15 protein-coding genes and 1 pseudogene are annotated in these 14,681 nt (G+C 63.1%); 13 read left to right on the forward strand and 3 right to left on the reverse strand.

The genetic code is table 11. The annotated features are described in order from the left end of the window. Window positions 1-213: 213 nt before the first annotated feature. The 7 genes from ADIAG_RS14090 (at window position 214) to ADIAG_RS14120 (ending at window position 7,816) form a co-directional block, all read left to right on the forward strand. Entirely contained in the window at window positions 214-1,371 is a 1,158-nt protein-coding gene (locus ADIAG_RS14090; RefSeq protein ID WP_007272064.1) for an ROK family transcriptional regulator, read from the forward strand. A 57-nt stretch (window positions 1,372-1,428) separates the two neighbouring features. After that, complete coding sequence (locus ADIAG_RS14095) at window positions 1,429-2,967, forward strand: M81 family metallopeptidase (RefSeq protein ID WP_007272065.1); 1,539 nt, start codon at window positions 1,429-1,431, stop codon at window positions 2,965-2,967. 4 nt (window positions 2,968-2,971) lie between these two features. After that, window positions 2,972-3,703 carry a copper homeostasis protein CutC gene (locus ADIAG_RS14100; RefSeq protein WP_007272066.1) on the forward strand — a complete coding sequence of 244 codons (732 nt, stop codon included), beginning with the start codon at window positions 2,972-2,974 and terminating at the stop codon, window positions 3,701-3,703. A gap of 207 nt (window positions 3,704-3,910) precedes the next feature. Continuing rightward, window positions 3,911-4,696 carry a 2-oxo-hept-4-ene-1,7-dioate hydratase gene (hpaH, locus tag ADIAG_RS14105; RefSeq protein ID WP_007272067.1) on the forward strand — a complete coding sequence of 262 codons (786 nt, stop codon included), beginning with the start codon at window positions 3,911-3,913 and terminating at the stop codon, window positions 4,694-4,696. Continuing rightward, window positions 4,681-5,496 (forward strand): HpcH/HpaI aldolase family protein, encoded by an 816-nt coding sequence (locus ADIAG_RS14110; RefSeq protein ID WP_007272068.1) that lies wholly within the window; start codon window positions 4,681-4,683, stop codon window positions 5,494-5,496. Before hpaH ends, ADIAG_RS14110 begins: the two co-directional genes overlap by 16 nt. 182 nt (window positions 5,497-5,678) lie before the next feature. Beyond that, a complete protein-coding gene (locus tag ADIAG_RS14115; RefSeq protein WP_007272069.1) occupies window positions 5,679-6,425 on the forward strand; it encodes a sulfite exporter TauE/SafE family protein in 747 nt (248 codons plus the stop codon). A gap of 62 nt (window positions 6,426-6,487) precedes the next feature. Next, entirely contained in the window at window positions 6,488-7,816 is a 1,329-nt protein-coding gene (locus ADIAG_RS14120; RefSeq protein ID WP_007272070.1) for a cell division protein PerM, read from the forward strand. On the opposite strand, the gene ADIAG_RS14125 is transcribed toward ADIAG_RS14120, so the two are convergent. Further along, window positions 7,813-8,358, reverse strand: coding sequence for a DinB family protein (locus ADIAG_RS14125; RefSeq protein WP_007272071.1), 546 nt, complete (start codon window positions 8,356-8,358; stop codon window positions 7,813-7,815). The genes ADIAG_RS14120 and ADIAG_RS14125 overlap by 4 nt on opposite strands. 499 nt (window positions 8,359-8,857) lie before the next feature. On the opposite strand from ADIAG_RS14125, the gene ADIAG_RS22530 reads away from it, so the two are divergent. From ADIAG_RS22530 to purN, 4 genes and pseudogenes are all read left to right on the forward strand, one after another. Continuing rightward, the gene (locus tag ADIAG_RS22530; RefSeq protein ID WP_321162828.1) at window positions 8,858-9,151 is read left to right on the forward strand and encodes an ATP-binding cassette domain-containing protein; all 294 of its coding nucleotides are present in this window, start codon (window positions 8,858-8,860) and stop codon (window positions 9,149-9,151) included. Then, window positions 9,066-9,278, forward strand: a pseudogene (locus tag ADIAG_RS22535) (ABC transporter ATP-binding protein); the annotation flags it as partial. The gene ADIAG_RS22530 and the pseudogene ADIAG_RS22535, both read left to right, overlap by 86 nt. Window positions 9,279-9,817: 539 nt before the next feature. Then, on the forward strand, window positions 9,818-10,495 hold the full coding sequence (locus ADIAG_RS22540) for an ATP-binding cassette domain-containing protein (RefSeq protein ID WP_083874147.1): 678 nt from the start codon (window positions 9,818-9,820) through the stop codon (window positions 10,493-10,495). A 140-nt stretch (window positions 10,496-10,635) separates the two neighbouring features. Then, entirely contained in the window at window positions 10,636-11,202 is a 567-nt protein-coding gene (purN, locus tag ADIAG_RS14140) for a phosphoribosylglycinamide formyltransferase (protein ID WP_007272074.1), read from the forward strand. 179 nt (window positions 11,203-11,381) lie between these two features. Here purN and ADIAG_RS22195 read toward each other — a convergent pair whose 3' ends face one another. Together ADIAG_RS22195 and ADIAG_RS22430 are read right to left on the reverse strand one after the other, a co-directional pair. After that, the gene (locus ADIAG_RS22195; RefSeq protein ID WP_321162829.1) at window positions 11,382-11,633 is read right to left on the reverse strand and encodes a helix-turn-helix domain-containing protein; all 252 of its coding nucleotides are present in this window, start codon (window positions 11,631-11,633) and stop codon (window positions 11,382-11,384) included. 38 nt (window positions 11,634-11,671) lie between these two features. Then, window positions 11,672-11,806 carry a hypothetical protein gene (locus ADIAG_RS22430; RefSeq protein WP_268744249.1) on the reverse strand — a complete coding sequence of 45 codons (135 nt, stop codon included), beginning with the start codon at window positions 11,804-11,806 and terminating at the stop codon, window positions 11,672-11,674. A gap of 468 nt (window positions 11,807-12,274) precedes the next feature. On the opposite strand from ADIAG_RS22430, the gene ADIAG_RS14150 reads away from it, so the two are divergent. Further along, window positions 12,275-13,264 carry an LLM class flavin-dependent oxidoreductase gene (locus ADIAG_RS14150; protein ID WP_007272075.1) on the forward strand — a complete coding sequence of 330 codons (990 nt, stop codon included), beginning with the start codon at window positions 12,275-12,277 and terminating at the stop codon, window positions 13,262-13,264. Window positions 13,265-14,059: 795 nt separating this feature from the next. Further along, a partial coding sequence (locus tag ADIAG_RS14155; RefSeq protein ID WP_043475084.1) for a hypothetical protein occupies window positions 14,060-14,681 on the forward strand: 622 nt, incomplete at its 3' end.

The raw sequence follows: 14,681 nt of genomic DNA on the forward strand, positions 1-14,681 counted from the left end.
CTGAAGCTAGACGTGTGAGTGACGAAGGGTGGAGCCGAAAAACCTTTAATTCGACATCGAACAAAGTATCTTTCGCAATGAACGAACTATGTGTAATATAGAGCACAAGTGGTGGGTTTCGCATCTCGAGAAGGTAACGATTTCGAACGAGGGCTCACAAAGTCGCCACTGACAAGTCAAAGTCTGAATCATGAGAAACAAAGGAACACGCCAATGAGCACCGGTGACCTAGCAGTGGATGTGCTGCGGCGCATCGCCGTGGAGCCAGTGACGCGATCGGCGCTGGCCAAGGAGATGGGTTTGGCTCCCTCCACCATTTCGGCAAAGATCACCGACCTCATGGCCGCCGGGCTTGTCGAGGAAGGCGGGGCAGCGCCCTCGCGCGGAGGGCGCCCCGGACGGCTGCTTTCCATCACCTACCAAACCGGCCGCGTGGCAGTGATTTCCATGGGAGCCAAGCACGCCAACGTCGCTCTCGCCGATCTGGCCCGCACCATCCACGTCAACACGGCAATCACCATCGACGTGGCCCAGGGTCCCGAGGCGACGGTGGAACTCATCGCCGCGGAGGTGCGTTCCTTGCTGACCAGTCACGGGGGAGAGCTGTTGTCGGTGGGCATCTGCATTCCCGGACCTGTCGATGTGAAACGCCGCATCGTCATTGCGCCATCACGCATGCCCGGCTGGCACAACCAAGACGTAGGGGCGCTGCTGGAAAAGTCGTTGGGGGTACCAGCCATTACAGACAACGACGCAAACCTTGCGGCTTTAGGCGAATACCTGTGCCGTCCGGATGCGGCATCAAATTCCATCACAGTGCTGGCCGGTACCGGCGTTGGAACCGGCATCATCGCCGGTGGCGAGCTCTATCGGGGTTCCACATATGCCTCCGGAGACATCACTCACACCAAGGTCGAGGCCGCGGCCGACCGCATGTGTTCCTGTGGCAACCGAGGATGTTTGGAAACCATTGCTTCGGGCGCTGCCATCGTACGGGACTTAGGCGCGGCAGGCATCGAGGTGAAAGACATCTTCGAGGTCCTCGAGATGGTGCGCGACGGGGACCCCACGGCCAACGGCGTGGTGCGCGAGGCCGGGCGCCAGCTGGGCCTCGCATTGAGTACCGTGGTGAACTTCTTCAATCCCGGGGATGTCTATCTCACCGGCGCACTCTCAGCCGCCAGCGTGTATGTCGCGGCCGTGCGCTCGCAAGTCTACGAACGCTGCCTTCCGCTAGCTACGGCAGGGTTGCGCGTGGATGCGACGCAGTCGGGCAACGAGGCCGGACTCATCGGAGCGGCTGAGCTGGCCATCTTGCATCTGTTGAACCAGCCATCGCTTCCGGCCCGTTTTTCCGAACCAGCTGGCTGAACCAAAGCACTACACATCCGATTTTCATCCCCGCACGGAATTAGGAGCCCCATTCCCATGAACGCAGCAGCAACCCGTCCACGCATTGGCACCGGTGGCATGTCCATCGAAGCCTCGGCCTTCTCCCCGCACCGCTCGGGTTTCGAAGCCTTCAACTTCACCAAGGATGATGTGCTGCTTTCGCGCTACACCGTGCTATCGCCCGGCCACGTGAACCACGATGCGTCGGTGGCCGACGGGGCGACCTGGGTACCGCTGGTTCATGCTCGCTCACTGCCTGGCGGCATGGTCGAGCCGGTCGTATACGAGACCCTGAAGGCCGAGCTGATCGAAATGATCCACGCGCAGGGCCCATTTGACGGATTCTTCTTAGACATCCACGGCGCTATGACAGTGGTGGGACGCCAAGATGCCGAGGCAGATCTGGCCCGTGCCGTGCGCACAGCACTGGATGAGGTCAGTGCCAAAGCCGGTAGCCCGCGCACACTGGTTTCAGCGACCATGGACCTGCACGGCAACGTCACCTCGGACCTGGTCGAGCAGTGCGATTTGATAACCTGCTACCGCATGGCACCGCACGAAGACGAGCAGGAAACCAAGACCCGTGCCATGGCTAACCTGATTGCCCGCTTGGTAGGGGGTATGGGTGCACCGGCCAAGGCCTACGTGCGTGTCCCGGTGCTGCTTCCCGGCGAAAAGACCTCCACCCGGCTGGAACCTGCCACAGGAATTTACGAGGCGATCTTGCCAATCGAGGCTTCCGAAGGCATCGTCGACGCCTCGATCTGGGTCGGTTACGCCTGGGCCGACGAGCCGCGCTGCTACGCTACCGTCGTGGTCACTGGGGACGACGCCGAGCTGGCCTCGGCCAAGGCCACGGAGCTGGCCGCCAGATACTGGGATGCCCGCGCCGAATTCCAATTCGTTGCCCCCGCTGCCAGCCTAGACGCCTGCCTGGCTGCCGCACTGGCGCCGGGCGCCAGTCGCCCCTACCTGCTATCGGACTCAGGCGACAATCCGACCGCCGGTGGCTCCGGGGACGTCACCTGGACTCTTACGCAACTGATCAACGACCCGCGCTTTTCCGATGGCGGCCCGCGTACCGTGGTGGCCTCGGTCTTCGACAAGGAAGCTGTCGCCGCATGCTTCGACGCGGGGATGGGATCGGGCATCGAGGTCACAGCCGGCGCGCTAGTCGACCACGTTCATTCCGGGCCTGTGACGCTGAAGGGCATCGTGCTGCAACTGACCGAGGGGGATGAGACTTCCGGCCGCGTCGCTGTGGTTAAGATCGGCTCGATCGAGGCCATCGTTACTGAACGGCGCAAGCCGTACCACCAGATCTCCGACTTCGCCGCCGCAGGCCTCACCGTCACAGACGCAGACATCGTCGTGGTGAAGATCGGCTATCTGGAGCCTGAGCTCTTCGAACTGGCGGCTGACTGGATGCTGATGCTTACCCCTGGCGGTGTGGACCAAGATCTGATCCGCCTAGGACACAAACATATCGATCGCCCAATGTTCCCGTTTGACACCGAAATGAGCGCGCCGGACCTCACCGCCACGGTGTTCCCGGCCATCCCTGCAAATGCCTAGCCACATGACGAAACTCGAGATCGCGGTCCAGGATGCGGTGGGAGCCAGGATTGCCCTGGAGAATGGTGCTGACAGAGTCGAATTGTGCTCCGCGTTGGGCATGGGCGGGCTAACGCCCACCCTGGGCACCATCGAGGCGGCGGTTGCCGTGGGAATCGGCGTGCACGTGCTGATCCGTCCACGCGGTGGCGGGTACACCTACACACCGGCCGAGATCGAGCTCATGGCTGTTGATATTTCCCGCGCCGCCCACGCCGGGGTTGCAGGGATCGTGATCGGTGCACTGACCGAGGACGATGCCGCACTGGACATCGAAGTGCTCGCCACCCTGGTTGCCGCTGCGCATACGGTGAACCGTGACATCGAAATCACCGTCCACCGCTGCGTGGACGTGCTGCTGGAAAACGGAATGTCGGTTGTCGAGCTTATCGCGCAGCTGCGTTCCGCCGGTGCGCACAGGATCTTGACCTCCGGCGGTGCACCGGTCTCGGGAGCCGGCGCCGAGGTGCTGCACCGGTTACGAACCGAGGCGGCGGGCAACCCGCAGGTTCAGGCAGGCGGCGGCGTGACGATCGAGGATATACCCGTCCTTTCCTTCCTGGACGGAATCCACCTGTCGGCGCGCACCCAAACCATTTGGGGTGCCTCGGGTCCCGGTGGCGGGGAATCGACTTTCGACGTGACCAGCTCCGAGCAGGTTGCGGCTGCCGCTGCTGCCCTAGCCAAGGCCGAGTAACACTAAGCGTGACCGGGTGGAGGACATTTCAGGGCCAGCTGGACGATCGTTATGCTCTATCCGGCCTTGACACGTGGTCGCGCGAAGTGTGACTTGTGCTACGCATTGGCTAACATGTTGAGAGTGTGACCTGCGTCGTCAGCAGGCATTGCGCGCAGGAAACAGCACCACGTGCCACCAGTACTCCAGAAAGGGGCGACGGCCAGCATGCTCAATGATGAGACCATCACCCAAATTGCCGATGAACTCGTTCAGGCGGGCCACGACCGGGTTCCGGTCAAACGGCTCACCGCGAGATTCCCCGAGATGACCGTCGATGACTCCTACAAGGTCCAGAACCTCTGGCGCCGACGCTCGGAAGCCAACGGCCGCATCCTGGCCGGACGAAAGATCGGGTTGACCTCGCGCGCCATGCAAATGGCCACGGGCATCACGGAACCGGACTACGGCATCATCTTCGATGACATGGTGTTGGACTCGGGCTGCACCATCGAATGGGACAAGTACACCCACCCTCGCGTGGAAATGGAACTGGCGTTCAAGCTCAACAAGGACATCGAAGGCCCCAACGCCAACATTTTCGACGTCCTGAACGCCACCGAATACGTCATCCCCGCCCTGGAGATCCTCGACTCGCGCATCGAGATGGAAGGACGCACGATCGTCGACACCATCAGCGACAATGCAGCGATGGGCGCCATGGTCATCGGCGGTAACCCGATGAAGCCCTCCGACCTTGACCTACGCTGGGTCTCGGGCATCCTGTTCAAGAACCAGGTCGTCGAGGAGACCGGCGTCGCGGCCGGGGTACTGAACCACCCGGCGGCCGGGGTGTACTGGCTGGCCAACAAGATCGCCGCCCACGGCGACAAGCTCAACGCCGGGGAAATCATCTTGGCCGGCTCCTTCACCCGCCCCATGTGGGTGGATAAGGGCGACACAGTCTTTGCCGATTACGGACGAATGGGGACAGTAACATGCCATTTCTCATAGAACCAGACCCGTCCTTCAAGGACGCACTGAACCACGCAGACCGCGCCCTTGCGGGCATTTGGGTATGCTCCGGCTCCCCGCTGGTTGCGGAGATCTGCGCCGGGGCAGGCTTCGACTGGATCTTCATCGACGCCGAACACTCGCCCAACGGACTTGAATCAATCCTGGTGCAGCTGCAGTCGGTGCGCGGATACCCGGTCATCCCGGTGGTCCGTCCGCCGGTCAACGACACCGTGGTCATCAAGCAGTACCTGGATTTGGGCGTGCAATCGCTGATCATCCCGATGGTCAACACCGCCGAGGACGCCCGCGATGCGGTGGCTGCCTGCCACTACCCGCCGATGGGTGTGCGTGGCGTCGGCTCGGCGCTGGCCCGCTCGGCCCGCTGGAACCGCGTCCCGGACTACCTGACCAGGGCCGGGGAATCGCTGACCCTGATGGTGCAGATCGAATCGGCGCAAGCCGTCCAGAACGTCGAGGCGATCGTTTCCACCGAAGGGGTCGACGGCATCTTCATCGGTCCCTCGGACCTCGCCGCCTCCATGGGCGTGATCGGGCAGCAGGACCACCCTGACGTCGTGGCAGCGGTGGAAAAATCCATTGCCGCTGGCAAGGCCGCCGGAAAGTACGTCGGGGTCAACGCGTTCGCTGAGGCCGCGGCCAAACGCTACATCGAACTCGGTGCCCACTATGTGGGTGTCGGCGCCGATGTGTCGCTGCTGGCCCGGGGCACCGAGGCGCTGGCAGCCAAGTTCAGGCCCACTGCCGCAGGCCCGACCGGGACACCGACCAGCTACTGACCTCTCGCCGGACCCATCCCGGCAGCACCTCACAAGCGGTCTTGTCCGGAGCATTGAGCTCCGCACAGGACCGCTTGGTTTTTCTCCGAGGACGGCACCGAGGACCGGTAAACCCGTGGTTTATGCCCGGCGCGGGACCCTGCAGTCAGCAGCACGAGGCCACAAGAGATAGGCTCGTGCGAATGGAACTTCCCCTCATTTTGCTTGTCCTTGGCATGGTCGTGATCGGTGCCATCGCCCAGCGTGTGGCGGGCCTCGGATTCGCGATGCTCATCTCACCGTTCCTTGTCATCGCCCTCGGCGCCCACCAAGGGGTGTTCCTGGTGAACATCTGCGGGGTGGTCTCTTCGGCGCTGATCATGCCGCGGGTCTGGAAAGACATCGACTGGTCGATGTTCCGCTGGCTGTGTTCCTTCTCGGTCTTCGGATCCGTGGCCGGAGCCCTACTGGCCGGCGGGTTGCCGCAGGCCCCGCTGTCGATCGTCGTCGGCGCGGTGGTGCTGGCGGCGTTGCTGCTCTCACTGATCCTGGTTCGCGCCAACGTGGTTGTTGAGGGACAGATCCCCAAGGGAACCGCGGGGTTCTTATCCGGGCTGACCAACTCGCTGGCCGGGGTCGGGGGACCTGCGGTGAGCGCCTACGCGGTGTTGGCCCGCTGGCCACAACGGTCCTTCGCCGCCACCTTGCAGCCGTTTTTTGTGGTGACCGGGCTGGTCACCATCATGATGAAATTCATCGTCACCCCCGATCAGCTTCCCCCGCTTCCGGCGTGGGCCTGGATCGCGGTTGCGGTGTTCATCTGGGCCGGAGTGCTCATCGGTGAGCAGGTTCAGCGCGTGGTTACCGACCGGCACGCGCGTTTCTTCGTGCTGTGTTTCGCCTTCTTCGGTGCCATCACCGCCTTGGTTAGCGGGTTGCGCGGACTGTGAGCTCACGGGCGGGCCGCGCCAATCCGCGCCTGCCCGCAGCATCAATGGCACGATTAGAGACGATGAGTGAGAAGAAGAAACAGCAGCCCGCCGCGACGGCAATAAACGCGGCGCGCCAACGGTTGCGCACCGGGTGGCCCATGCCGTTGTTCCTCCAAGGTGCCTTCGAGTTCCTGCAAGCGGCGATATTCTCCGCCTTCTTGGTGGTGATCCCGTGGTTCGCTGTGTGGTTCACTGGCGGCTTTGAGAACCGCAGCATCGAATCGGTGTTGAAAATGGGTGGGCAGCTGTGGTTGCTGATCCACGCCGTCCCGTTGCATCTGCTCCAAGTGGGCACCGGGGTGGACCCCTCGCAGGGCAGCGGACTGCTGGATTTCATCCCGCTGGGTCTCACCCTGATTCCGTTTTTCCTCTGTTGGCGGGCTGGACGCCGCATCGCCCGGGCCTCCTACACCGACTCGTTGTGGCAGGGCATCGTCGGTGCACTGGGTATCTACCTGCTCTGCGGACTGTTCACCGGGTTCCTGGTGAACAACGAGGAAACCAACGTCTCGCTGCTGGCCGCGACGTTGATCCCGCTGATCCCGGCCGGTGCCGGAGTGGTGATCGGTGCCCGCCGCGAGGCGGGTTCCTGGGGCCGGCTGATCGGCTTCGATGCCGCAGCCTGGATCGCCAAGACCTCCCAGCACTCGCGCTGGGCCGGTTCCTACGTGTGGGCGGTGCTTTGCGGTGGCGCCCTGGCCTACCTGCTCACCTTCGCGCTGGCAGCTGCCTTGCTCTCCGTCAACCTGGCCGTGCACTGGGTCGATGTCTCAAACGTCTACCAGCAGCTGCGCCCCGGGGCCATTGGCTCAAGCGTGCTGACCCTGGGCCAGCTGGGGATCATGCCCAACCTGGTGCTGTGGGCCCTGGCCTGGATCACCGGGGGCGGCTTCACCCTGGGGGTGGGCAGTACGTTGTCCACCCTGGAAACCACCGTCGGGCCGCTACCTGCGATTCCGGTGCTCGCGGCCCTGCCCACCGGGGACCTTTCCTACGCGTGGGCGTTTATGCTGCTGCCGGTCTTTGCCGGGTTCATGGCCGGCTGGTACTTCCTGCGGGTGGGGGAGAACCACCTCGATGACTGGGTGTCGCAACGGATCGGTGCCCGCTGGCTGTCGATGGGGCTTTCCACCGTGGCTCTGGGCGTGTTTGTCGGGGCGTTCGCCGGGGTGCTGTCGCTGGCTGGATCCTGGCTTTCGGGCGGATCCCTGGGCATTGGGCGGTTCACCGAGGTGGGGCCCGACATCATGATGACAGCTGTGCTGTTGGCCGCCGAGGTCGCCCTGGGGGCGGCCGTCGGCTACCTCATCTCCCCGCTGCTCGAACACGATCCGGTGCTCGACCGCTAGGACTCCGCGGTCCGCGCCACCCCCAGATCGTGGTGCAGGTGGTGCGCGGCGTCGTGCCACGCATATTGGGCCAGGGTCGCGGTGCTGAACACCGCACCGTTGGAGCGGGTGCCCAGGCGCGGGATCTGCTCATCGGTCAACGCTTCCAACGCCGCGGCAAACCCTTCGGCTGATTCCTCCAATGACCGGGCGACCTCGGCGGAATGGATGTGGGCGTAGGCACCGCGAATAGCCGCCTCGTCCTGGTCCCAATTGGCGAACTCCGGGGCATCGTGGTCCAACATCAGGCCCAGGCGCTCATGCATCACCCGATACATTTCCGCCACATGCGCGCAGTACTCGTGGGTGCTCCACACCGCCGGGGCCGGGCGGTCGCCGGCCCCGGGAGCGGCCAGCACCCGGGTGAAGTGTCCGGTGGCAGCACGCACCAACTCCGCGATCTGGGTGGTGTTCAGGGCTCGCACATCGATCCCGCACTCGGTGCAGGTCTCGCTCAGCACCACGGTCCAGTCCTTGGTGTCGGGGGATGGTTGGTCGTTCATGGGTTGCTCCTCAATTCACTGTTGGTGATCTGCTTGACTCGGATCCGACATGCGGCTCTGAGCCAAGCGGGGTGAGGGCGGCCGAACAGCTGTCCCCTGAGCGTGGCTTCCGAGCGCGAACGGTGTCCCGGTCAGGGTTGCTGCCCATATCTTCCACATTAGACCCGTACGCCGCCCAGTTATATGGGCCAGGTTCGTCCCCGGTGCCCCGGAGCGTACGATCATTCTTTGTCCTCGGCGGTATTGGTGCTGTCGCTGGTGTCCCGCGCGGGACACCGACCCATGTGCACAGGAACGATCCCTCGATGCAGGCAACGAAGACCACACGCCGGATGTGCATCTGGCCGGGCGACGGACCGCGCGATGTCTGTCACCCGACGCTGGGACGGGCCCGAAGATGAGCGCGGAGCACGGAACCCACGATGAACCGCTGCTGCGGGCCAAGGGCCTGAATATCAGCGCCGGTACCCGGAAGCTGCTCACGGACGTGTCATTCGGGATGGCACCCGGGGAACGCGTCGGGCTGATCGGCGAGTCAGGGTCCGGCAAATCGCTGACCAGCACTGTGCTGTTCGGGCTGTTGCCCGAAGAACTGTCGCGCACCGGAAGCGCGCGACTGCGCGACTGCGCGACTGCGCGGCTTCGGCGAAGACCTGCTAGAGGCGAACGACAGGTCCATGCGCCGGCTGCGCGGAGCAGAGATCTCGATGATCTTCCAGGAACCGCTCTCCGCCCCGAACCCGCTGATGTGCGTGGGCTCGCAGGTCACCGAGGTGATGACGGTGCACCGTAGAGTGCCAAGCCGCGCCGCCGCACGCGCGCGCACCCTTGAGCTGCTGGCCGCGGTGAAGATCCCCGATCCGGCCGAGGCGGCGCGCGCTTACCCGCACCAGCTTTCCGGCGGACAACGCCAGCGCGCGATGATCGCGATGGCACTGGCCAACGACCCGGCGCTGTTGTTGGCGGACGAGCCGACCACGGCCCTGGATGTCACGGTGCAGTCCCAGGTGCTCGAGCTGATCTCCGCCCAGGTGCGCGCCCGCGGCACCGGGTTGCTGTTCATCACCCATGATCTGGCCGTGGTGGCCAATATGTGCACCCGGGCGCTGGTGCTCAACCAGGGACGGATCGTGGAGTTGGGGCCGATTGATGAGGTCTTTACGGCTCCGGCCCACCCCCATACCCGCGCACTGCTGGCCGCCAGCGACATGATCGCCACCGATGCGCGCGGACGCCTGTTCACCCTCGAGACTTCGACTAGCGATGTGCTCCCGGTGGTTCGCGAGGCACGGCCTGCGGCCCCTGAAGCACAGCTGCCAGCGGCCGATCCCGTGGCGGATGCTGCGCCCGGGGCTGAAGGCGCACTGATCACCGTCAGCGGACTGGGCCGGACCTACCAGCGCGCCCGCACCAAGGCCTTTGGCCCGCGCCCGATCACGCCGGGGACCGGGTGGGGATCGTGGGGGAGTCCGGCTCGGGAAAATCCACGTTGTTGCGCATCTTGGCCGGGCTCGATGCCCCGAGCCGCGGCAGCGTGGTGGTTGCCGGCACCGAGATCGCCGGGGCCAAGGAAGCGGATTTGCGCCTGGTGCACAAGGAACTGCAGGTCGTCTTCCAAGACCCGCTGGGTTCGTTGAATCCGCGGATGAGAGTCGCAGATATCATCGCCGAACCGCTGTTGACGCCCGGCCAGAGGCTTGCCGCGCGTACTCGCTCCCAACGCGTGCAGCAGATGCTGTCATCGGTGGGTCTGGAGCCAGAATCTGCGCTGCGCTACCCGCACCAGTTCTCCGGTGGACAACGCCAACGCATTTCCATCGCCAGGGCCCTGGTGAACCGCCCGCGGATCCTGCTGGCCGACGAGCCGGTCTCTGCCCTGGATGTCTCGGTGTGCGCACAGGTGTTGAACCTACTCGCCGACATGGTCGATGAGTACGCGCTGACGCTGTTGCTGGTCTCCCACGACCTCTCGGTGGTGCGGCACCTGTGCGAGCGGGTGATCGTGATGAAGGACAGGCGGATCGTCGAAGCCGGCGACACCGAGCAGATCTACACCAACCCCGCCCACCCCTATACGGCACAGCTCTTCGCCAGTTCGTTGGATCTTGCCGAGGAATTGGCTGCCCCCACAGTCTAATTTTGGCGGGGCGGAACGTTGAGAGCCGACTTTATGCCACCACTGCTGTCTCCAGCGCGCCGCTGGGGGGACTGCCCCGAAACCTTCGGCGTTGATCCGCCTGACCCCAGCCGGGTGAAGCCCGCACTAAACTTGTACCTATGCGCATCGTAGTTCTTGTCTCCGGCACCGGGTCCAACCTCCAATCAGTCATCGACGCAGTCGCCGACGGGACCATGGAGAACGTCCAGATCGCCGCGGTCGGCGCCGACAAACACGGCACCTTCGGCGTCGAACGCTCGGCCGCGGCCGGGATCGAAACCTTCGTGGTGAACTTCAAGGACTACGCGGCACGCGCGGACTGGAACCACGCGCTAACGCAGAAGTGCCTGTCCTATGAACCGGATTTTGTGGTGTCCTCGGGGTTCATGCGCATCGTCGGGGAAGAATTCATCAACGCCTTCGACGGTACCTACATCAACACCCACCCGGCGCTGTTGCCCTCGTTCCCCGGCGCGCACGGGGTCCGTGACGCCATGGCCTACGGGGTCAAGGTCACCGGCTGCACCGTGCACATCGCCGACGCCGGGGTGGATACCGGTCCGATCCTGCGCCAGGAAGCGGTGGTCATCGAGGATGACGACACCGAGGACTCGCTGCACGAGCGCATCAAGGTCGTGGAGCGCCGCCTGCTTATTGCCACCCTCGCCGATTTGGCCGCGAAGTAGCACGCACCCTCTTTCCCCTCCAGCTGCTCCGCCGTGCAACCCTTGGGCGTGCTGTGCCAACCCGAGTGTGCAGAACTAAACCTCGGGGACGGTGGACGACCTTGCCTATTTGCTGGCCTGCGGCCGTTGCGTCATCTGCTGCCCTGGTTCGGGAAGTTCGATCGCACCCGCCTGTTTTCCTAGACCCAGATGACGATCTGTACGCGGTTGCTGACACCGATCTTGGTCATCAGGCTGGCGAGGTGGAATTTCACCGTTCCGAGGCTGATGTGGAGTTCATCGGCGATCTCGGCGTTGGTCCGCCCCCGTGCGACTGTCGCAGCAACTTCTTCCTCACGCTCGGTCAGGGAAACCAGCGGTTCGGTGCGCGCCGCGAGGCGTCCGTGGCCGGCGAAATCGGCGAGCAGGCGGGCCGTGGTGCGCGGAGCGATGAGGGCATCGCCCTAGGCCGCTGCGTGGAGGGCTTGGGTCAATAGCTCCGGCCCTGCATCCTTGAGAATGAACCCCCGAGCCCCGGCTGGAGGGCGCCGTAGACGTATTCGTCGGTGTCGAAGGTGGTGATGGCGACGACGGCCAGCGGTTCGCTGACGTCGGGTCCGGCCAACTGCCGGGTCGCCTCCACTCCGTCCAGGTGTGGCCCGGCTCCGGGCTGGGATGATTCGCATCTTCTTCAGCTCAAAGACAACCTCAAACCCAACGGATCTCCTGGGGCGGTGGCACCTCCGGATGCCGTGACAGTGCCGGCCACGAACCAGTGACCCTCCGACGGACAACAAGGTCGGCAAAAAGGGGATCTCGCGAAGGGTTCAAAACGATCCTGAATCAAGCGTTGTCTAGGTCGCTCCGAGAGCACCAAATGTGCTCAGCCCGAGCATGGACTCTGCCGTCAGCAAAGCCCTAGAAAGCAATGCGCCCTAGGTCAAGATTTCTGTGTGACTTCCTAGCGCAACTTATTCAAGGCGCCAATCATGTTTGGGATCAGGACGTCATCGATGGGAATAAAAATGCGCTCTCCGGCCGTTCTTAGGAGGGTAAGCATCCACTTTCTGCAAACGTAAGGAAACTGCCTAAATTGTCTGTGCCCCTGAGCATTCTTGACTTGGCCTCGATCTCCGAGGGGTCCACCGCCCGGGACGCCATCGCCGCTTCCATGGAGTCGGCCCGCCTCGCTGACGCCTTGGGGTTTCACCGATTCTGGTTCGCGGAACACCACAACACCCCCAACCTTGCTTCGAGCGCCACTTCGCTGCTCATTTCTCAGGCTGCGTCTGTAACAAAACGGATTCGCGTCGGTGCAGGCGGCGTAATGTTGCCCAACCACGCGCCATTGATGGTGGCCGAACAATACGGAACCCTGGCAAATATGCACGGAGCCCGGATTGATCTGGGACTCGGACGTGCTCCTGGCACAGACATGATGACCGCCCAAGCACTCAGTCGTTCTTCCTCCGAACCACAGGCATTCGCGAACAGCATTTACGACTTGCAAGGATGGTTTAGCGACACCGGCACCGCCCACAGCACCTCGATAGAGTCCGCGGTGTCGGCTGGAACCCAGGTCCCCATCTGGGTCCTCGGATCGACAGTCAACGGCGCATCCATCGCCGGACAGTTGGGCCTTCCATTCTCGGTTGCTTCTCACTTCGCTCCGGACCAACTCGACGCCGCCATCCAGGTGTACCGGGATTCGTTCACCACCGAATCCCCGACCGCACAAATCGATAAGCCCTACGTGATGGCCGGCATCAACGTCCTTGTCGCCGATACGGACGAGGAAGCGCGGCGGGAATTCACCGTCATCGAGCAAATGTTCCTGGACCTCCATAGCGGCCAGCGTCGCAAGATCCAGCCACCGGTGGACCCGGAGTCGCTTGCAGGACACGGCGGAGGCGGGCAGCCCATGTTGAGGATTAAAGCTGTTGGTGCCCCGCAGACCGTTAAAGCGCAGTTGGAAGAGTTTGTGGAGCGCACGGGCGCCGATGAGCTCATCACCACCACCTACGCGTATGACCCGGCGGTTCGAGACCATTCACTGCAGTTGCTTGCCGATTGCTGGTTCTGAGCCCAGTCGCACCGGGTAACTGAGAGTGACTTCGGCGGTAGCCGGAAGAAGCAGGGGCTTTTCTCTGGGCTGGTAGTTTCACCTGGCATCCGAAGGATGTCTGCGTTTGACCTTGTCCCTTGCAGAAATTCATTTGGCTGCGCTTGTTGTTTCTAACTCGGTTCGGAAGCAAAACGCGAAGTAACAGGTTGCCGTGTTGGAAGCCAAGAGAACTTTCGTGGTGAGCCCCGAGGGGTCGGTCCACTCAACGCTCCCGGGTGCCCCACCCGACGTTCAACAACGATCCTTGAAAACGCGGCATCTGTAGCTCTTGCGTCATTGCGGGTTCCCGGGGCGGCCTCATGGACGGGGTCGATCCGTCGAACGCTTGGTCCCGGAGATCCAGTAGCTCGAGGTCCTCTGGTGGTCTGTCCTGAGGATCAGCTGGCGATGCATATTGTCTTTTGTGACTGCAGAATGAACGGCTGCAACGATGATGGAGGGGACGTCGGGTGGAAAATCGGGAATCCGCCTCGTCGTCTCTGGTCAGCGGATACGAGTCTGAGTGGCGGATGTCGAACTATTCAGCTGAAGATGGCCACAATAGGCGCCTCGAAAGTGAGAAGGAGAAGTCTGCAAATTATTCCGAAATCTCACGTCTTCATGATCAACTAACGCCCCATCCTCGGCATCTGTTGTCAAGGGCTTTCTGTTGCACTGTGGATAACCAAAACCAACACCTGACATGAGACTTTAGCGAATCCCAAGAAAGAGTTACCTCTTCAAATCGTCGGTTCCCAAGCGTAGAATGGAGGTATGTTCGAAGAAAAGAATCAAACAGGCTCGCGAGGCGAACCTCCAGACGAAACCGTTGGATCCGGACACCCCACACCCCGGATCATTCCCTCCCCACCGCGCCCGGGCAGGAGCCACACCGAAGACCTCGCCTACCTCGAAACCATCCGCAACGGACTAGCGCAACTATTCCCCGGAGGCACCTCCGCAGAGCAATACGAAACCATGGAAAGACTCGAACGGATCAAAGGCACCGCCTGCGGAGCCCAAGTCGTCGCAGCATCCATGATGGAAAAAGGCCTGGTGGAGATCCGCGTCGAATCCGGAACCCACGAAAACAATCCCGCCTACGGCATCGGCGTCCAAACAGGCCAAGCCCGCCGCGAATCCCCGGCCAAGGGCCGGGCCTTCATGGCCTACTGCGCCCGCATGATCGCCGACCTGCCCCTGACCTTCGCAGCCCTACTGGCCGGGGACATCAACGAAACCCAGGCCATGATCATCGACAAGGAATCCGCGCACCTGCTGGCGGCAGACCGCCAACAGCTCGACGCAGACCTGCTCCGTTCCTCCGGCGCGCTGGAAGGTATGGGAGAGCGCATGCTCACCGACCAAGTCCGCCGCCTGGCCTACACCTACGATT

The sequence above is a fragment of the Paeniglutamicibacter gangotriensis Lz1y genome (assembly GCF_000348945.1).
Classification (GTDB): domain Bacteria; phylum Actinomycetota; class Actinomycetes; order Actinomycetales; family Micrococcaceae; genus Paeniglutamicibacter; species Paeniglutamicibacter gangotriensis.

What these genes read in the sequence shown, in the direction of transcription:
- ADIAG_RS14090 (WP_007272064.1), top strand. Translation starts at nt 214, where the DNA reads ATGAGCACCGGTGACCTAGCAGTGGATGTGCTGCGGCGCATCGCCGTG.
- ADIAG_RS14095 (WP_007272065.1), top strand. Translation starts at nt 1,429, where the DNA reads ATGAACGCAGCAGCAACCCGTCCACGCATTGGCACCGGTGGCATGTCC.
- ADIAG_RS14100 (WP_007272066.1), top strand. Translation starts at nt 2,972, where the DNA reads ATGACGAAACTCGAGATCGCGGTCCAGGATGCGGTGGGAGCCAGGATT.
- hpaH (WP_007272067.1), top strand. Translation starts at nt 3,911, where the DNA reads ATGCTCAATGATGAGACCATCACCCAAATTGCCGATGAACTCGTTCAG.
- ADIAG_RS14110 (WP_007272068.1), top strand. Translation starts at nt 4,681, where the DNA reads ATGCCATTTCTCATAGAACCAGACCCGTCCTTCAAGGACGCACTGAAC.
- ADIAG_RS14115 (WP_007272069.1), top strand. Translation starts at nt 5,679, where the DNA reads ATGGAACTTCCCCTCATTTTGCTTGTCCTTGGCATGGTCGTGATCGGT.
- ADIAG_RS14120 (WP_007272070.1), top strand. Translation starts at nt 6,488, where the DNA reads ATGAGTGAGAAGAAGAAACAGCAGCCCGCCGCGACGGCAATAAACGCG.
- ADIAG_RS14125 (WP_007272071.1), bottom strand. Translation starts at nt 8,358, where the DNA reads ATGAACGACCAACCATCCCCCGACACCAAGGACTGGACCGTGGTGCTG.
- ADIAG_RS22530 (WP_321162828.1), top strand. Translation starts at nt 8,858, where the DNA reads ATGGCACCCGGGGAACGCGTCGGGCTGATCGGCGAGTCAGGGTCCGGC.
- purN (WP_007272074.1), top strand. Translation starts at nt 10,636, where the DNA reads ATGCGCATCGTAGTTCTTGTCTCCGGCACCGGGTCCAACCTCCAATCA.